Source organism: Burkholderia sp. R-40 (genome assembly GCF_049942845.1).
In the GTDB taxonomy this organism is placed as follows: Bacteria; Pseudomonadota; Gammaproteobacteria; order Burkholderiales; family Burkholderiaceae; genus Burkholderia; species Burkholderia ambifaria.
Window position 1 is genome coordinate 342,821 of record NZ_CP187967.1, and the last position, 16,879, is coordinate 359,699.

The 16,879-nt window shown below is 61.6% G+C and carries 28 protein-coding genes; 26 read left to right on the forward strand and 2 right to left on the reverse strand.

From position 1 onward, the window contains the following. Position 1 precedes the first annotated feature (1 nt). The 25 genes from rplV to dsbD all read left to right on the forward strand — a co-directional run bounded on the left by rplV (position 2) and on the right by dsbD (position 13,790). Positions 2-331 (forward strand): 50S ribosomal protein L22, encoded by a 330-nt coding sequence (gene rplV / locus ACP26O_RS01515; RefSeq protein WP_004199272.1) that lies wholly within the window; start codon positions 2-4, stop codon positions 329-331. 11 nt (positions 332-342) lie between these two features. Next, positions 343-1,143 carry a 30S ribosomal protein S3 gene (rpsC, locus tag ACP26O_RS01520; RefSeq protein WP_006482899.1) on the forward strand — a complete coding sequence of 267 codons (801 nt, stop codon included), beginning with the start codon at positions 343-345 and terminating at the stop codon, positions 1,141-1,143. Between the two features lie 2 nt (positions 1,144-1,145). Continuing rightward, a complete protein-coding gene (rplP, locus tag ACP26O_RS01525) occupies positions 1,146-1,562 on the forward strand; it encodes a 50S ribosomal protein L16 (protein ID WP_006752927.1) in 417 nt (138 codons plus the stop codon). 9 nt (positions 1,563-1,571) lie between these two features. Then, the gene (rpmC, locus tag ACP26O_RS01530) at positions 1,572-1,766 is read left to right on the forward strand and encodes a 50S ribosomal protein L29 (protein ID WP_006400652.1); all 195 of its coding nucleotides are present in this window, start codon (positions 1,572-1,574) and stop codon (positions 1,764-1,766) included. Then, positions 1,763-2,035 carry a 30S ribosomal protein S17 gene (gene rpsQ / locus ACP26O_RS01535; protein WP_006752928.1) on the forward strand — a complete coding sequence of 91 codons (273 nt, stop codon included), beginning with the start codon at positions 1,763-1,765 and terminating at the stop codon, positions 2,033-2,035. Before rpmC ends, rpsQ begins: the two co-directional genes overlap by 4 nt. A 310-nt stretch (positions 2,036-2,345) precedes the next feature. Beyond that, positions 2,346-2,714, forward strand: a complete 369-nt coding sequence (gene rplN / locus ACP26O_RS01540) for a 50S ribosomal protein L14 (protein ID WP_006752929.1) — start codon at positions 2,346-2,348, stop codon at positions 2,712-2,714. 9 nt (positions 2,715-2,723) lie between these two features. Continuing rightward, positions 2,724-3,032, forward strand: coding sequence for a 50S ribosomal protein L24 (rplX, locus tag ACP26O_RS01545; protein WP_006477187.1), 309 nt, complete (start codon positions 2,724-2,726; stop codon positions 3,030-3,032). Between the two features lie 16 nt (positions 3,033-3,048). Beyond that, positions 3,049-3,588, forward strand: coding sequence for a 50S ribosomal protein L5 (gene rplE / locus ACP26O_RS01550; protein WP_006482882.1), 540 nt, complete (start codon positions 3,049-3,051; stop codon positions 3,586-3,588). A gap of 7 nt (positions 3,589-3,595) precedes the next feature. After that, positions 3,596-3,901, forward strand: coding sequence for a 30S ribosomal protein S14 (gene rpsN, locus ACP26O_RS01555; protein WP_006482884.1), 306 nt, complete (start codon positions 3,596-3,598; stop codon positions 3,899-3,901). Positions 3,902-3,915: 14 nt separating this feature from the next. Then, positions 3,916-4,311 (forward strand): 30S ribosomal protein S8, encoded by a 396-nt coding sequence (gene rpsH / locus ACP26O_RS01560; protein WP_006477185.1) that lies wholly within the window; start codon positions 3,916-3,918, stop codon positions 4,309-4,311. An 18-nt stretch (positions 4,312-4,329) separates the two neighbouring features. Next, positions 4,330-4,860, forward strand: a complete 531-nt coding sequence (rplF, locus tag ACP26O_RS01565; protein WP_006752930.1) for a 50S ribosomal protein L6 — start codon at positions 4,330-4,332, stop codon at positions 4,858-4,860. Between the two features lie 12 nt (positions 4,861-4,872). Continuing rightward, a complete protein-coding gene (gene rplR / locus ACP26O_RS01570) occupies positions 4,873-5,238 on the forward strand; it encodes a 50S ribosomal protein L18 (RefSeq protein WP_006477183.1) in 366 nt (121 codons plus the stop codon). Between the two features lie 14 nt (positions 5,239-5,252). Beyond that, on the forward strand, positions 5,253-5,771 hold the full coding sequence (rpsE, locus tag ACP26O_RS01575; protein WP_006752931.1) for a 30S ribosomal protein S5: 519 nt from the start codon (positions 5,253-5,255) through the stop codon (positions 5,769-5,771). A gap of 15 nt (positions 5,772-5,786) precedes the next feature. After that, positions 5,787-5,969, forward strand: a complete 183-nt coding sequence (rpmD, locus tag ACP26O_RS01580; protein ID WP_006400644.1) for a 50S ribosomal protein L30 — start codon at positions 5,787-5,789, stop codon at positions 5,967-5,969. 26 nt (positions 5,970-5,995) lie between these two features. Beyond that, entirely contained in the window at positions 5,996-6,430 is a 435-nt protein-coding gene (gene rplO, locus ACP26O_RS01585; RefSeq protein WP_006482880.1) for a 50S ribosomal protein L15, read from the forward strand. Between the two features lie 42 nt (positions 6,431-6,472). Then, on the forward strand, positions 6,473-7,822 hold the full coding sequence (secY, locus tag ACP26O_RS01590) for a preprotein translocase subunit SecY (RefSeq protein WP_011655761.1): 1,350 nt from the start codon (positions 6,473-6,475) through the stop codon (positions 7,820-7,822). Positions 7,823-7,831: 9 nt separating this feature from the next. Then, positions 7,832-8,050 (forward strand): translation initiation factor IF-1, encoded by a 219-nt coding sequence (gene infA, locus ACP26O_RS01595; protein WP_004521905.1) that lies wholly within the window; start codon positions 7,832-7,834, stop codon positions 8,048-8,050. Between the two features lie 20 nt (positions 8,051-8,070). Beyond that, positions 8,071-8,187 (forward strand): 50S ribosomal protein L36, encoded by a 117-nt coding sequence (gene rpmJ, locus ACP26O_RS01600; RefSeq protein ID WP_004199844.1) that lies wholly within the window; start codon positions 8,071-8,073, stop codon positions 8,185-8,187. Between the two features lie 38 nt (positions 8,188-8,225). Then, the gene (rpsM, locus tag ACP26O_RS01605; RefSeq protein ID WP_006752933.1) at positions 8,226-8,591 is read left to right on the forward strand and encodes a 30S ribosomal protein S13; all 366 of its coding nucleotides are present in this window, start codon (positions 8,226-8,228) and stop codon (positions 8,589-8,591) included. 28 nt (positions 8,592-8,619) lie between these two features. Then, positions 8,620-9,021, forward strand: coding sequence for a 30S ribosomal protein S11 (gene rpsK, locus ACP26O_RS01610; protein WP_004197937.1), 402 nt, complete (start codon positions 8,620-8,622; stop codon positions 9,019-9,021). 156 nt (positions 9,022-9,177) lie between these two features. Beyond that, positions 9,178-9,801, forward strand: coding sequence for a 30S ribosomal protein S4 (gene rpsD / locus ACP26O_RS01615; protein ID WP_006752934.1), 624 nt, complete (start codon positions 9,178-9,180; stop codon positions 9,799-9,801). 124 nt (positions 9,802-9,925) lie between these two features. After that, positions 9,926-10,903 (forward strand): DNA-directed RNA polymerase subunit alpha, encoded by a 978-nt coding sequence (locus ACP26O_RS01620; protein WP_006477176.1) that lies wholly within the window; start codon positions 9,926-9,928, stop codon positions 10,901-10,903. A 136-nt stretch (positions 10,904-11,039) separates the two neighbouring features. Further along, positions 11,040-11,435 (forward strand): 50S ribosomal protein L17, encoded by a 396-nt coding sequence (gene rplQ, locus ACP26O_RS01625; protein WP_006477175.1) that lies wholly within the window; start codon positions 11,040-11,042, stop codon positions 11,433-11,435. 200 nt (positions 11,436-11,635) lie between these two features. Next, complete coding sequence (cutA, locus tag ACP26O_RS01630) at positions 11,636-11,962, forward strand: divalent-cation tolerance protein CutA (RefSeq protein WP_175666037.1); 327 nt, start codon at positions 11,636-11,638, stop codon at positions 11,960-11,962. Continuing rightward, complete coding sequence (gene dsbD / locus ACP26O_RS01635; RefSeq protein WP_175666036.1) at positions 11,955-13,790, forward strand: protein-disulfide reductase DsbD; 1,836 nt, start codon at positions 11,955-11,957, stop codon at positions 13,788-13,790. Before cutA ends, dsbD begins: the two co-directional genes overlap by 8 nt. Before the next feature lie 110 nt (positions 13,791-13,900). Here dsbD and hemB read toward each other — a convergent pair whose 3' ends face one another. Both hemB and yihA read right to left on the reverse strand, forming a co-directional pair. After that, complete coding sequence (gene hemB / locus ACP26O_RS01640) at positions 13,901-14,899, reverse strand: porphobilinogen synthase (protein ID WP_011655765.1); 999 nt, start codon at positions 14,897-14,899, stop codon at positions 13,901-13,903. A gap of 253 nt (positions 14,900-15,152) precedes the next feature. Further along, positions 15,153-15,812 carry a ribosome biogenesis GTP-binding protein YihA/YsxC gene (yihA, locus tag ACP26O_RS01645; protein WP_006752938.1) on the reverse strand — a complete coding sequence of 220 codons (660 nt, stop codon included), beginning with the start codon at positions 15,810-15,812 and terminating at the stop codon, positions 15,153-15,155. Positions 15,813-16,029: 217 nt separating this feature from the next. Here yihA and ACP26O_RS01650 point away from each other — a divergent pair, with 217 nt between their 5' ends. Then, positions 16,030-16,683 (forward strand): c-type cytochrome, encoded by a 654-nt coding sequence (locus ACP26O_RS01650; RefSeq protein ID WP_006758792.1) that lies wholly within the window; start codon positions 16,030-16,032, stop codon positions 16,681-16,683. The last annotated feature ends 196 nt before the right edge of the window (positions 16,684-16,879 follow it).

The window sequence follows — 16,879 nt, forward strand, 5'->3', positions numbered from 1 at the left end:
GATGGAAGTGAAAGCAATTCATCGCGGTGCCCGCATCTCGGCGCAAAAAACGCGCCTTGTGGCTGACCAGATCCGCGGTTTGCCGGTCGACAAGGCGCTGAACGTCCTGACGTTCTCGCCGAAGAAGGCGGCTGGCATCGTGAAGAAGGTTGTGCTGTCGGCAATCGCGAATGCGGAGCACAACGAAGGCGCTGATATCGACGAGCTCAAGATCAAGAGCATCTACGTCGACAAGGCTGCATCGCTCAAGCGTTTCACCGCGCGCGCCAAGGGCCGCGGTAACCGCATCGAGAAGCAATCCTGTCACATCACTGTGACGGTCGGGAATTAAGGAGCCATACGATGGGACAGAAAATTCATCCGACTGGCTTCCGCCTGGCTGTCAGCCGCAATTGGGCTTCGCGTTGGTACGCGAACAACAACAATTTCGCGGCGATGCTGCAGGAAGACATCGGTGTTCGTGAGTACCTGAAGAAGAAGCTGAAGAACGCTTCGGTCGGTCGGGTCGTCATCGAGCGTCCGGCAAAGAACGCGCGCATCACGATTTACAGCTCGCGTCCGGGCGTCGTCATCGGCAAGAAGGGCGAGGATATCGAACAGCTGAAGACGGAACTGCAACGCCGCATGGGCGTGCCGGTTCACGTCAACATCGAAGAGATCCGCAAGCCGGAAACCGATGCGCAACTGATCGCTGACTCGATCACGCAACAGCTCGAGCGCCGGATCATGTTCCGTCGCGCGATGAAGCGTGCGATGCAGAACGCGATGCGTCTGGGTGCCCAGGGCATCAAGATCATGAGCGCAGGCCGTCTGAACGGTATCGAAATCGCTCGTACGGAGTGGTATCGCGAAGGTCGCGTGCCCCTTCACACGCTGCGTGCCGATATCGACTACGCGACTTCGGAAGCGAAGACGACCTACGGCATCATCGGTGTCAAGGTGTGGGTATACAAGGGCGACACGCTCGGCCGCAACGATGCGCCGGTGGTCGAAGAAGTAGCCGAAGACAAGCGTCCGCGTCGCAATGCGCGTCCGGGCGACCGTCGTCCGCGCCGTGACGGCGAAGGCGGCGCTCCGGGTGCTCGCCGTGGCGCACCGCGCCGTGGCGCCGGCAAGCCCGAAGACGGCAAGACTGGAGAATAACGATGCTGCAACCGAAACGCAGAAAGTATCGTAAAGAGCAGAAGGGTCGTAACACCGGCAAGGCGACGCGCGGCAACGCAGTGTCGTTCGGTGATTTCGGCCTGAAGGCGATCGGTCGCGGTCGTTTGACCGCACGTCAAATTGAAGCGGCGCGTCGTGCAATGACGCGTCACATCAAGCGTGGCGGTCGTATCTGGATCCGGATCTTCCCGGACAAGCCGATTTCGCAGAAGCCGGCCGAAGTGCGTATGGGTAACGGTAAGGGTAACCCGGAGTACTACGTCGCAGAGATCCAGCCGGGCAAGATGCTCTATGAAATGGACGGCGTAACCGAAGAACTGGCACGCGAAGCGTTCCGTCTGGCTGCAGCCAAGCTGCCGCTGAAGACGGCATTCATCGTGCGCCAGCTCGGCGCCTAAGGAGAAAACATGAAGGCTTCCGAACTTCTCCAGAAAGACCAGGCCGCGCTCAACAAGGAGCTGGCGGACCTGCTGAAGGCGCAATTCGGCCTGCGCATGCAACTCGCGACCCAGCAGCTCACGAACACGAGCCAGTTGAAGAAGGTTCGTCGCGACATCGCACGTGTGCGGACCGTCATGACTCAGAAGGCGAACCAGAAATGAACGATAGCGTGAAAACCTCGCTGAAGCGGACGCTGGTCGGTCGGGTCGTCAGCAACAAGATGGACAAGACCGTCACCGTGCTGATCGAGCACCGCGTCAAGCACCCGATCTACGGCAAGTATGTCGTGCGCTCGAAGAAGTACCACGCGCATGATGAAGCGAACACCTGCAACGAAGGCGATCTCGTCGAAATCCAGGAAACCCGTCCTGTTTCGAAGACGAAGGCCTGGACGGTGTCGCGCCTCGTCGAAGCGGCTCGCGTGATCTAAGCGGGTCCGTGCAGTAGGCAGTAACAGGCACTTCTCCACGAAGTGCTTGAAATCGCAAAGTTTTTGCTTGCGTGACCAGGATTATTTGTTATAATCCTGGTCTTCCCTCTTTATGGGAGCCCCGTCGCGGGCGAAGTTGGTGGGGGAAGCGGACTGGCGCCAGCCTGTCCGAAAGATTCACCGAATTGCGATGGCGGGTTTCGTTTGCCGTCGCTGCTGTTCCAACCCAAGCAGCCGATTGGCTGACGGGACCAAGACTGACCGAATGCATCATGGTGGTGCATCCGGATTAAGTTGGGAAAGACAAACCATGATCCAGACCGAATCTCGGCTCGAAGTAGCCGACAACACGGGTGCGCGTGAAGTCATGTGCATCAAGGTGCTCGGCGGCTCGAAGCGTCGTTATGCCGGCATTGGCGACATCATCAAGGTGACCGTCAAAGAAGCAACGCCGCGCGGGCGCGTGAAGAAAGGCGAAATCTACAACGCCGTGGTGGTCCGCACCGCCAAGGGTGTTCGCCGTCAAGACGGCTCGCTGATCAAGTTCGACGGCAACGCCGCTGTGCTTTTGAATAACAAGCTTGAGCCGATCGGCACCCGCATTTTCGGGCCGGTGACGCGTGAGCTGCGTAGCGAACGATTCATGAAGATCGTTTCGCTGGCGCCGGAAGTGCTGTAAGGAGTCGCGATGAACAAGATTCGCAAAGGTGACGAAGTTATCGTCGTCACTGGTAAGGACAAGGGCAAGCGCGGCGTCGTGCTGGCTGTCGGTGCTGAACATGTGACGGTTGAAGGTATCAACCTCGTCAAGAAGCATGTGAAGCCGAACCCGATGAAGGGTACGACGGGCGGCGTGGAAGCGAAGACGATGCCCCTGCATATTTCGAACGTCGCACTGGTCGACGCGAATGGCAAGGCGTCGCGTGTTGGCATCAAGGTCGAGGAAGGCAAGAAAGTTCGCTTCCTGAAGACGACCGGTGCCGTACTGAGCGCCTGACGCAGCGGAGTAAAAAATGGCTCGTTTTCAAGAGTTTTACAAAGAAAAGGTTGTGCCCGGCCTGATCGAGAAGTTCGGTTACAAGTCGGTCATGGAAGTGCCGCGCATCACCAAGATCACGCTGAACATGGGTCTTGGCGAAGCGATCGCTGACAAGAAGATCATCGAGAACGCCGTTGGCGACCTCACGAAGATCGCCGGCCAGAAGCCGGTCGTCACGAAGGCACGCAAGGCAATCGCAGGCTTCAAGATCCGCCAAGGTTATCCGATTGGCGCGATGGTGACGCTGCGCGGCCGTGCGATGTACGAATTCCTCGACCGTTTCGTGACCGTCGCCCTGCCCCGCGTGCGTGACTTCCGCGGCGTGTCGGGTCGTGCTTTCGATGGCCGTGGCAACTACAACATCGGTGTGAAAGAGCAGATCATTTTCCCCGAAATCGACTACGACAAGATCGACGCACTGCGTGGGCTGAACATCAGCATCACGACCACTGCGAAGACCGACGACGAAGCAAAGGCACTGCTCGCCAGCTTCAAGTTCCCGTTCAGAAACTGAGGTTACCGTGGCTAAACTGGCACTGATCGAACGTGAAAAGAAGCGCGCCCGCCTGGTCGCGAAGTTCGCAGCAAAGCGCGAAGCGCTGAAGGCGATCGTCGAAGACCAAAGCAAGTCGGAAGAAGAGCGCTACGAAGCACGCCTGGAGCTGCAGCAACTGCCCCGCAACGCAAACCCGACCCGCCAGCGTAACCGCTGCGCGATCACGGGCCGTCCGCGTGGCACGTTCCGTAAATTCGGCCTCGCGCGTAACAAGATTCGTGAAATCGCATTCCGTGGCGAGATTCCTGGCCTGACCAAGGCGAGCTGGTAATAGGAGAAACGTAAATGAGCATGAGTGATCCTATCGCCGATATGCTGACTCGCATCCGCAACGCGCAGATGGTCGAGAAGGTATCGGTCGCGATGCCCTCGTCGAAGGTCAAGGTTGCAATCGCGCAAGTCTTGAAGGACGAAGGCTATATCGACGATTTCGCCGTCAAGGCGGAAGGTGCGAAGTCCGAACTGAATATCGCGCTGAAGTACTACGCAGGTCGCCCGGTCATCGAACGCCTCGAGCGCGTGTCGAAGCCTGGTCTGCGCGTGTACCGCGGCCGCAACGACATTCCCCAGGTCATGAACGGCCTGGGCGTGGCAATCGTGTCGACGCCGAAGGGTGTGATGACTGATCGCAAGGCGCGCGCTACCGGCGTCGGCGGCGAAGTCATCTGCTACGTCGCTTAAAGCCGAGGAGAGAGAAACATGTCTCGAGTAGGTAAAAGCCCGATCGCGCTGCAAGGCGCGGAAGTCAAGCTGGCCGACGGTGCAATCACCGTCAAGGGCCCGCTGGGCACCATCACGCAAGCGATCAATCCGCTCGTGAACGTGGCGAACAACGACGGCACGCTGAATCTGTCGCCGGTCGACGAAAGCCGCGAAGCAAATGCACTGTCGGGCACGATGCGCGCGATCATCGCGAATGCCGTGCAAGGCGTGACCAAGGGTTTCGAGCGCAAGCTGACGCTGGTTGGCGTCGGTTATCGTGCGCAGGCGCAAGGCGACAAGCTGAACCTGTCGCTGGGTTTCTCGCACCCGGTGGTGCACCAGATGCCGGAAGGCGTCAAGGCTGAAACCCCGACGCAAACCGAAATCGTGATCAAGGGGATCAACAAGCAACAAGTCGGTCAAGTAGCTGCGGAAGTTCGCGGTTACCGTCCGCCGGAGCCCTACAAGGGCAAGGGCGTGCGCTATTCCGACGAGGTTGTGATCCTCAAAGAAACGAAGAAGAAGTAAGGGTGCGCAATCATGGATAAGACTCAATCTCGCCTGCGCCGCGCTCGCCAGACGCGTATCAAGATCGCTGAGCTGCAGGTCGCGCGTCTCGCCGTGCATCGCACGAACACGCACATCTACGCTCAAGTGTTCTCGCCGTGCGGCACCAAGGTGCTCGCCAGCGCGTCGACGCTCGAAGCAGAAGTGCGCGCCGAACTGGCCGACAAGTCGGGCAAGGGTGGCAACGTTAATGCTGCGACGCTGATCGGCAAGCGTATTGCCGAGAAGGCAAAGGCCGCCGGCATCGAATCCGTCGCCTTCGACCGCTCGGGCTTCCGCTACCATGGCCGCGTCAAGGCGCTGGCTGAGGCAGCTCGCGAAGCTGGGCTCAAGTTCTAAGGAAGGAATTCGTCATGGCAAAGATGCAAGCGAAAGTTCAGGCTGACGAGCGCGACGACGGCCTTCGCGAAAAGATGATTTCGGTCAACCGCGTGACCAAGGTCGTGAAGGGTGGCCGTATTCTCGGCTTCGCCGCACTGACCGTGGTTGGCGACGGCGATGGCCGCATCGGTATGGGCAAGGGCAAGGCGAAGGAAGTGCCGGTCGCTGTCCAGAAGGCAATGGAACAAGCTCGCCGCAACATGTTCAAGGTGCCCCTCAAGAACGGCACGCTGCAGCACGAAGTGCACGGCAAGCATGGCGCATCCGCTGTCCTCCTCGCTCCGGCGAAGGCAGGTACGGGCGTGATCGCCGGCGGCCCGATGCGCGCAGTGTTCGACGTGATGGGCGTTCAGAACGTCGTGGCGAAGAGCCACGGTTCGACGAACCCGTACAACCTCGTTCGCGCCACGCTGGACGGTCTGCGCAAGCAGTCGACCCCGGCAGACATCGCGGCGAAGCGCGGCAAGTCCGTCGAAGATATTTTGGGCTAAGCCCGGGTGGTCACCATGTCTGAAAAAACTGTCAAGGTTCAGCTCGTTAAGAGCCTGATCGGGACCCGCGAATCGCACCGCGCGACCGTGCGTGGCCTGGGCCTGCGCCGACTCAACTCGGTTAGCGAGCTGCAGGACACGCCGGCGGTCCGCGGCATGATCAACAAGGTCTCGTACCTCGTTAAGGTCATCGCGTAAGCGGCCCTACGGATCAAGGAGTTGATATGGAATTGAATAACCTGAAGCCGGCCGCTGGCGCCAAGCACGCCAAGCGTCGCGTCGGCCGTGGCATCGGTTCGGGCCTCGGCAAGACGGCTGGCCGTGGTCACAAGGGTCAGAAATCGCGTTCGGGCGGCTTCCACAAAGTCGGTTTCGAAGGCGGTCAGATGCCGCTGCAACGTCGTCTGCCGAAGCGCGGTTTCACGTCGCTGACGAAGGAATTCGTCGGTGAAGTGCGCCTGGGCGACCTCGAGAAGCTGCCGGTCGATGAGATCGATCTGCTCGCACTGAAGCAAGCCGGCCTGGTCGGCGAGCTGACGAAGAGCGCAAAGATCATCGCGACGGGCGAACTGAAGCGCAAGATCGTCGTGAAGGGTCTCGGTGCCACCAAGGGTGCGCGCGCTGCGATCGAAGCGGCTGGCGGTTCGTTCGCCGAGTGACACGCGTAGCGCGTCGTTACTTGCATTCATCGGAGAAGGTACTTGGCTAACAGCCCGAGTCTTGCAAAACCCGGTCGAAGCACGGCGAAATTCGGCGATCTGCGTCGGCGAGCGATGTTCCTGCTCCTGGCGCTGATCGTCTATCGCATCGGCGCGCACATCCCCGTGCCGGGCATCGATCCGGATCAACTGGCGAAGCTGTTCCAGAGCCAGGCGGGCGGCATCCTGGGCATGTTCAACATGTTCTCGGGTGGTGCGCTTTCCCGCTTCACGATCTTTGCGCTGGGGATCATGCCGTACATCTCGGCGTCGATCATCATGCAGTTGCTGGCGATCGTCTCGCCGCAGCTCGAGGCGCTGAAGAAGGAAGGGCAGGCAGGGCAACGGAAGATCACGCAGTACACGCGGTATTTCACCGTGGTGCTCGCGACCTTCCAGGCGTTCGGTATCGCGGCTGCGCTGGAAAACCAGCCTGGCCTCGTGATCGACCCCGGCATGCTGTTCCGACTGACGACGGTTGTGACGTTGGTAACCGGCACGATGTTCCTGATGTGGCTGGGTGAGCAGATCACCGAGCGTGGTCTGGGCAACGGCATCTCGATCATCATCTTCGGCGGGATCGCAGCAGGGTTCCCGAATGCCGTCGGTGGGCTGTTCGAGCTGGTGCGTACGGGTTCGATGAGCATCATTTCGGCGATCATCATCGTCGTTCTGATTGCCGCGGTGACTTACCTGGTCGTGTTCATCGAACGCGGTCAGCGCAAGATCCTCGTGAACTACGCGAAGCGCCAGGTCGGCAACAAGATCTACGGTGGGCAGTCGTCGCACTTGCCGCTGAAGCTGAACATGTCGGGCGTGATTCCGCCGATCTTCGCATCGTCGATCATCCTGTTTCCGGCCACGATTCTCGGCTGGTTCAGCACGGGTCAGCCGACGGGGAGCTGGATCTCCAACACGTTGCATAACGTCGCGGAGGCGCTGAAGCCGGGTCAGCCGGTCTATGTGCTGCTGTACACGCTGGCAATCGTGTTTTTCTGCTTCTTCTACACCGCACTGGTGTTCAACAGCAGGGAAACCGCGGACAACCTGAAGAAGAGCGGCGCGTTTGTTCCGGGTATTCGTCCGGGCGATCAGACCGCACGATACATCGACCGCATCCTCACGCGTCTGACGCTGGCTGGTGCGATCTACATCGTCTTCGTGTGTCTGCTGCCGGAATTCCTGGTGCTGCGCTGGAACGTGCCGTTTTATTTTGGTGGAACGTCGCTGCTGATCATTGTCGTCGTCACGATGGACTTCATGGCGCAGGTGCAGTCGTACGTTATGTCGCAACAGTATGAGTCGCTGCTCAAGAAGGCAAACTTCAAGGGCGGCAACATCCCAATGCGTTAATTCAGGACTATGGCCAAAGACGATGTAATCCAGATGCAGGGTGAGGTGATTGAAAACCTTCCGAATGCTACCTTCCGCGTGAAGCTGGAAAACGGCCATGTCGTGTTGGGGCATATCTCCGGGAAGATGCGGATGCACTACATCCGCATCCTGCCGGGCGACAAGGTCACGGTTGAATTGACGCCTTACGATCTGTCTCGTGCGCGGATCGTGTTCCGGGCGAAGTGATTTGAAAAAAGGGTATTATCATGAAAGTGATGGCATCGGTTAAGCGCATTTGCCGCAATTGCAAGATCATCAAGCGCAAAGGCGTCGTTCGCGTGATCTGCAGCTCGGATCCGCGCCACAAGCAGCGCCAAGGCTGACCGCGCGTTTGTTTGCGCTTTTTGTTTGAGGAAAAACAATGGCTCGTATCGCAGGGGTTAACATCCCGAATCACCAGCATACCGAGATCGGCCTGACGGCAATCTTCGGTATCGGCCGCACGCGCTCGCGCAGCATCTGCTCGGCAGCTGGCGTGGAATTCTCGAAGAAGGTCAAGGACCTGACCGACGCAGACCTCGAAAAGCTGCGTGAAGAAGTGGGCAAGTTCATCGTCGAAGGCGATCTGCGCCGTGAAGTGACGATGAACATCAAGCGCCTGATGGACCTCGGTTGCTACCGTGGTGTCCGTCATCGCAAGGGCCTGCCGATGCGCGGTCAGCGTACGCGTACGAACGCACGTACCCGTAAGGGCCCGCGTCGTGCAGCGCAAGCGCTGAAGAAGTAAGCGGAACTGACAGTTACAGGAAAACGTAATGGCTAAGGCTTCGAATACCGCGGCGCAACGCGTTCGCAAGAAGGTTAAGAAGAACGTCGCTGAAGGCGTGGTGCACGTTCACGCGTCGTTCAACAACACGATCATCACGATCACCGATCGCCAGGGCAATGCACTGGCATGGGCGACGTCGGGCGGCCAGGGCTTCAAGGGCTCGCGGAAGTCGACGCCGTTCGCTGCTCAGGTTGCTGCTGAGTCGGCCGGTCGCGTGGCGATGGAATACGGCGTGAAGAATCTGGAAGTGCGGATCAAGGGCCCTGGCCCGGGTCGTGAGTCGGCAGTGCGCGCACTGCATGGCCTCGGCATCAAGATCACCGCGATTTCGGATGTCACCCCGATTCCGCACAACGGCTGCCGTCCGCCGAAGCGCCGTCGTATCTAAGAATGCTGCTGGCACGTTCGTGCTGGCGCATTTGCCTGTCGCCGCGTAGCGTCGACGGGCGTTGCTTTTTTGATTGACTAAGCCCACCGTTCGCCCCAAAGGGCGCGAACTAGCGCGGATTGCGATCCGCGTGACTGATTGATAAAGGAATGCAACGTGGCACGTTATATCGGCCCCAAGGCCAAGCTGTCCCGCCGTGAAGGCACCGACCTGTTCCTGAAGAGCGCGCGCCGCTCGCTCGCCGACAAGTGCAAGCTCGACAGCAAGCCGGGTCAGCACGGCCGTACCTCGGGCGCACGTACGTCCGACTATGGTACGCAGCTGCGCGAAAAGCAGAAGGTCAAGCGTATTTACGGCGTGCTGGAGCGTCAGTTCCGCCGCTACTTCGCTGAAGCCGACCGCCGCAAGGGCAACACGGGTGAAAACCTGCTGCAACTGCTCGAGTCGCGTCTCGACAACGTCGTGTATCGCATGGGCTTCGGCTCGACCCGCGCTGAAGCGCGTCAGCTCGTGAGCCACAAGTCGATCACCGTGAACGGCGTCGTCGCGAACGTGCCGTCGCAGCAAGTGAAGGCGGGTGACATCGTCGCGATCCGCGAAAAGGCGAAGAAGCAGGCGCGTATCGTCGAAGCGCTGTCGCTGGCCGAGCAAGGCGGCATGCCGAGCTGGGTTGCAGTCGATGCGAAGAAGTTCGAAGGCACGTTCAAGCAAATGCCGGAACGCGCTGACATCGCAGGCGACATCAACGAAAGCCTGATCGTCGAATTGTATTCGCGTTAATCCGATTGACGGCCGAGGTACCCCGATTGCGTTTCGCAAGGGGGGGCCTCGGCTGTTTATTTTCTGGTTGTTACCGGTCAGCCTTATCGGTGTAACGAGCCGAGGGTATTGAAAAGGAAAGCCCATGCAAACCAGTTTGCTGAAACCCAAGATCATCGCCGTGGAATCGCTTGGCGAGAACCACGCGAGGGTGGTCATGGAACCGTTCGAACGCGGTTACGGCCACACCTTGGGCAATGCGCTTCGCCGCGTGCTGCTGTCGTCGATGGTTGGCTACGCGCCGACCGAAGTCACGATCGCAGGCGTGGTGCACGAGTACTCGACGCTTGATGGCGTGCAAGAGGACGTCGTCAACCTGCTGCTGAACCTGAAGGGTGTGGTGTTCAAGCTGCACAACCGTGACGAAGTGACGGTTACCCTGCGCAAGGAAGGCGAAGGCGTCGTCACGGCCGGCGATATCGAGCTGGCGCACGATTGCGAAGTCATCAACCCGAATCACGTGATCGCACACCTGTCGAAGGGCGGCAAGCTCGACGTTCAGATCAAGATCGAAAAGGGTCGCGGCTACGTGCCCGGCAACGTCCGTCGCTACGGCGAAGACACGGCCAAGATCATTGGCCGCATCGTCCTCGACGCATCGTTCTCGCCGGTTCGCCGCGTGAGCTATGCCGTTGAAAGCGCACGTGTCGAGCAGCGTACCGACCTCGACAAGCTCGTGATGAACATTGAGACGAGCGGCGTGATCACCCCGGAAGAGGCGATCCGTCAATCGGCCCGCATCCTGGTCGACCAGCTGTCCGTGTTCGCGGCACTGGAAGGCACGGAAACGGCTGCCGAAGCACCGTCGCGCGCGCCGCAGATCGATCCGATCCTGCTGCGTCCGGTGGATGATCTCGAGTTGACGGTTCGTTCGGCGAACTGTCTGAAGGCCGAGAACATCTACTACATCGGCGACCTGATCCAGCGCACGGAAAACGAGCTGCTGAAGACGCCGAACCTCGGTCGCAAGTCGCTCAACGAGATCAAGGAAGTGCTCGCTTCGCGCGGTCTCACGCTGGGCATGAAGCTCGAAAACTGGCCGCCGGCTGGTCTCGACAAGTAAGCCCGGTTGTTGCTGTAGTTGGCAAAGATGCGGATTTTCCTTTAAAATCCGCATCTTGCTTTTTTCGTTACCGGCCCGTGCACCCCAGCGGTGCGATAGAAGAGCTGGATCAAAACTTTGAATCAAGGAAACTGAAATGCGCCATCGTCATGGTCTGCGGAAACTGAACCGCACGAGCAGCCACCGTCTGGCTATGCTCCGTAACATGTCCAACTCGCTGATCGAGCACGAAGTCATCAAGACGACGCTGCCGAAGGCGAAGGAACTCCGTAAAGTCGTCGAGCCGCTGATCACGCTCGGCAAGAAGCCGTCGCTGGCAAACCGTCGCCTGGCGTTCAACCGCCTGCGCGATCGTGACTCGGTGGCGAAGCTGTTCGACGTGCTCGGTCCGCGTTTCGCGAACCGTCCGGGCGGCTACCTGCGCGTGCTGAAGTTCGGCTTCCGCGTTGGCGACAACGCACCGATGGCACTGGTCGAGCTGCTCGATCGTCCGGAAGTCGACGAAACGGAAAACGTGCAAGAAGCTGAGTAAGCTTCCCGTACGCAGCAGTATCTGAAAGGGGCCGAGCAATTGCTTGGCCCTTTTTGTTTTTGGCGGCCGACTGGCTGCGATCGATTGTCGCAGCCCCGTGCCGGCAGCGTCGCGCGCGCTGCGCTACGATACGGGACGGTCGGCGCGGGTACTCGCGCGATCGGCGGCGGCGAAAGCCGGTAAACCAGCCAGGAGGGCGTATGGTGGTGGTGTTGATGCTGACGACGGTGCCGGATGCGGCGACGGCCGCAGTGCTCGCCGACGGTGCGCTCGACGCGCGGCTGGCCGCGTGCGTGTCGGAACTCGGTGCGATCAAGTCGCGCTATCACTGGCAGGGGAAGGTCGAAACGGCCGACGAGATCCAGTTGCTGTTCAAGACAAGCCCCGTGCGCTCGCTCGAACTGGAGCGATTTATTCTCGCGCATCATCCGTACGAGACGCCGGAAATCGTCTCGTGGCAGGCGACGGCCTCGGCCGGGTACGGCCAGTGGGTGAACAGCGAAACTCAACGTCTATTTCATGTTTAACGGTATGGCGCTTTCCGTGCGCATGCGCGCACCGCGATTCCTCGCGATCCTGTTGTCGTTCTTTTTCGCGCTGGGCTGCCTGTCGGTCGCGCGCGCGGCCGACGATTTTCTCGATCCGTCGGTGGCGTTCAAGTTCAGCGCGAGCGAATCGCCGGGGCAGGTGGACGTCCGCTTCAAGGTCGCCAACGGCTACTACCTGTACCGCGAGCGGTTCGCGTTCGCGGTGAAGAGCGGGCAGGCGACGCTCGGCGACCCGACATTCCCGCCCGGACACGTGAAGTTCGACCAGACGTTCCAGAAGGAAGTCGAGACCTATCGCGACGAAGTCGTGATTCACGTGCCGGTCAAGCAGGCGGCGGGGCCGTTCGAGCTCGCGGTGACGTCGCAGGGGTGTGCCGACGAAGGGATCTGCTATCCGCCTGCCGAGCATGTCGTGAAGGTCGACGGCGCGGCGCTGGGCGCGAGCGCGCCGGCCGGTGGCGCGACGGCTTCGGGCAGCTGGTTCGACAAGGTCACGAGCGCGGATTTCGCGCAGTCGCTGCTCGAGGGGCACGGCTTCTTCACGATCGTCGCGCTGTATTTCGTCGCGGGCGTCGTGCTGAGTCTGCTGCCCTGCTCGTATCCGATGATTCCGATCGTATCCGCGATCATCATCGGTCAGGGCACGCGCGCGACGCATGCGCGCGGCTTTGCGCTGTCGCTCACCTACGTGGTCGGCATGGCGCTCGTTTATACGGTGCTCGGCATCGCTGCGGCGCTGGTCGGCCAGAGCCTCGGTGCGTGGCTGCAGAACCCGTGGGTGCTCGGCGCGTTCGGCGTGCTCCTCACCGCCTTCGCGGTATCGCTGATTTCGGGCAAGGACATCGCGCTGCCCGAGCGCTGGCAGAACGGCGCGGCCGAAGCATCGAGCGCGCGCCAGGGCGGCCACTTCATCGCGGTCGCCGCGATGGGCGCGTTGTCGGCGCTGGTCGTCGGCGCATGCATGACGGCGCCGCTGTTTGCGGTGCTCGCGTTCATCGCGCATACCGGCAATGCGTTGCTCGGCGGCGCCGCGCTGTTCGCGATGGGGCTGGGGCTCGGCGTGCCGCTGCTCGTGGTCGGCATCGGCGCGGGTACGGTGTTGCCGCGCGCGGGCGCCTGGATGGACAGCGTCAAGGTGTTCTTCGGCATCGTGCTGCTCGCCGCCGCGCTGTGGATCGTGTGGCCGGTGCTCGCAGGCGGGCTGAAGATGGTCCTCGCCGCGTTGTGGCTGCTGGTTGCTGCCGCGGCACTCGGCCTGTTCACGCCGCATGCCGGCGCCGCGTCGATCTGGCGCCGCCTCGGCCGCGGTCTCGGTGCGGCGCTCGCGATCTGGGCCGCGACGCTGCTCGTCGGTCTCGCGGCCGGTTCCAACGACCCGGTGAAGCCGCTGGCCGTCCTCGCGGCGCGCACGGTTGCGTCGGGCGATGCGCCGGCGGCCGCGCAACAGGGGCCGGCGTTCGCGTCGGTGCGCTCCAGTGGCGAGCTCGACACGCTGCTGAAGACCTCGGGCCGGCCCGTGATGCTCGATTTCTACGCCGACTGGTGCGTGAGCTGCAAGGAGATGGAGCATCTGACGTTCACGGATTCGCGCGTGCAGGCGCGGCTCGCGCAGCTTCATCTGGTGCGAGCGGACGTTACCGCGAACAATCCGGACGACCAGGCGCTGCTCAAGCGCTTCAACCTGTTCGGGCCGCCGGGCATCATCTTCTTCGATCGCAACGGCCACGAAATCGGCCGCGTGGTCGGCTATCAGGCGGCCGACACATTCCTGCGCAGCCTCGATCGCGCAGCGGTACCGACGGTGTAACGCGCTCGTCCCCGTGCACCGGCGACCTTTGCGTCGACCGGACTGCAAATGAAAAACGGCGGGACACCGAAGTGTCCCGCCGTTTTTCATTGTGCCTGCCGGCGCGCGGCTCAGCGCTGCGCTTTCAGCAGACGCGCGGCATCGAGCGCGAAGTACGTGAGCACGCCATCGGCGCCCGCGCGCTTGAACGCGAGCAGCGATTCGAGCACGACCTTGTCGTGGTCGAGCCAGCCGTTCATTGCGGCGGCCTTCAGCATCGCGTATTCACCGCTCACCTGGTACACGTAGGTGGGGAAGCGGAACTCGTCCTTCACGCGGCGCACGATGTCGAGATACGGCATGCCGGGCTTGACCATCACCATGTCGGCGCCTTCGTCGATGTCGAGGCGTACTTCGCGCAGCGCTTCGTCGCTGTTCGCCGGATCCATCTGGTAGGTCATCTTGTTGCCCTTGCCCAGATTGGACGCCGAGCCGACCGCATCGCGGAACGGGCCGTAGAACGCCGACGCGAACTTGGCCGAGTAGGCCATGATGCGCGTATGGATGTGGCCGTCGCTTTCCAGCATTTCGCGGACCGCGCCGATACGGCCGTCCATCATGTCCGACGGCGCGACGATGTCGACGCCGGCTTCCGCCTGCGCGCGCGCCTGGTCGACCAGGATCTCGATCGTGTCGTCGTTGATCACGTAGCCGTTTTCGTCGAGCACGCCGTCCTGGCCGTGGCTCGTGTACGGATCGAGCGCGACGTCGGTCAGCACGCCGAGTTCGGGGAAGCGCTTCTTCAGCTCGCGCACCGCGCGCGGGATCAGGCCTTCCGGATTGGCCGCTTCGCGGCCGTCGGGCGTTTTCAGCGACGGCTCGATGGCCGGGAACAGCGACAGCACGGGCACGCCGAGTTCGACGCACTGCTCGGCAACCTGCATCAGCAGATCGACCGACACGCGTTCGACGCCGGGCATCGACGGTATCGGCTGGCGTTCGTTGGTGCCTTCGACGACGAACACCGGATAGATCAGGTCGTCGGTGGTCAGGCGGTTTTCGCGCATCAGGCGGCGGGAGAAGTCGTCGCGGCGCATCCGGCGCGGACGATGAAGCGGATGGAAGCTCATGGCGATTTGGCAGAAATCAGGGCAAGAAGAACCTTACGGAACCCTTAGGTCATTTTCGAGACCGTTGGTATATGATAGCGATCGAGCGGCACGCGTCGCGTGTTGCTCCCCGCTTCTCCTCCCTGAGCGGGTGCCTGTCGTTATTCGATTAGGCTGTTTGACCCGCCGTTCGACGGCGGGTTTTTTTATGAGCCGGCCGAATCCGCAGGTGCCGTCAGGTGCGCACAGCCAATCCTGGCCGCGCGTTGCCCGCTCATTGTGCTACAGGCTCGCTTTTTTCGTCGGCGACGGACGGTCGCAGCCAGCTCTCGATCAGTTCGTGCGCCTCATCCAGCCCGGTGCGCTTCAGCGCCGAGAACAGCTGGACGGTCAGCTTGCCCTTCACGCCCTGGTCGCGGTACGCGTCGAGCCCCTTTTGCGTGTTACGCAGCGCATTGATGCTTTCCTGTCGCGTCAATTTGTCGCACTTCGTCAGCAGCGTGTGGATCGGCTTGCCGGTCGGCACGAACCACTCGATCATCCGGCGGTCGAGGTCGGTCAGCGGGCGGCGCGAATCCATCATCAGGATCAGGCCGCACAGCTGCGAACGGGTCGCGAGGTACGACGACAGCAGCATTTCCCAGTGGGCCTTCGCGGCCCCCGGCACTTCCGCATAGCCATAGCCGGGCAGGTCGACGAGGTTCGCGACGGGCTCGGCGGCCGGGCCGACGGAGAAGTAATTGATGTGCTGCGTGCGGCCGGGCGTCTTCGACGCGAAGGCGAGCCGCTTCTGGTTGCACAGCACGTTGATCGCCGTCGATTTGCCGGCATTCGAGCGGCCCGCGAACGCGATTTCCGGCTGGACCGTCGGCGGCAGGTCGCGCAGATGATTGACGGTCGTATAGAAGCGGGCTTGATGGAGCAAAAAGGCCATGGGGAACCGGTGGGACGGGGCGGCGCGAGCCGCTGGGGTGGAGGCGGGGTAGCCCCGATAGGCGCGGGAGCTTTCAGCGCGATATTGTACAATACGCCGGTTTTGCCGAAGAGTTGCGGGCGCCTGCCTCGCGCTTTTATGTAGCTTCTGCGGTAGACTGGTCGACGTCGTTTTTTGCAGAACCTCAAATTCCCACAAGACGAAACAGGGTGTGCGAATGAATCGACTGTGCAAGTCTCTGATGGTGCTTCAGGTTGCAGCAGGGTTCGTAGGTTTCGTAGCGGAGGCAAACGCGGCGGATGCGGCAAAGCCGGATCTGGACCGCGGCAAGGCGATTGCCGGGCAGGTGTGTGCGTCGTGTCACGGCGCCGACGGCAACAGCGCGTCGGGCAGTTTCCCGAAGCTCGCCGGCCAGCATCCCGAATATCTGGTCAAGCAGTTGAACGACTTCAAGACCCAGTCGGGCGCGAAGGGGCCGGCGCGGACCAATCCGGTGATGGTCGGGTTCGCGAGCGCGTTGAGTGCGGACGACATGCGCAACGTCGCCGCCTATTACGGCTCGCAGGCAACGAAGCTCGGCACCGCGCGCGATGCGGCGACCGTGCCGATCGGCCAGAAGATCTATCGCGGCGGCATCGCGGAAAAGGGTGTCCCCGCCTGCGCGAGCTGTCACGGGCCGACGGGGCAGGGGCTGCCGGTCCAGTACCCGCGTTTGTCGGGGCAATGGGCCGATTACACGGTTGCCCAGTTGACCGCGTTCCAGCAGGGTGCCGGCGCGCGCAACAACAACGAGGCGATGCATCAGATCGCATCGCGTCTGTCGGACAACGAGATCAAGGCCGTCGCGGATTACATCGCGGGCCTGCGTTGAACGGGCCGTCGCGAATGGAATGACCGGCGCCCGAAGGGCGGCCGGAGTCAGAACAAGAAAAGGGTGGGGCGCCGCGCGATCGCGGTGGCCTCGCCCTTTTTTGTCGGCACTCGCCGGGCCGCCCCGGGAGTGCTGACCGCCCCTTCCGGGGCAGCGAACACAAAGTGAGCGTGGGGGCTGTTTCCCCCAAAGTCGG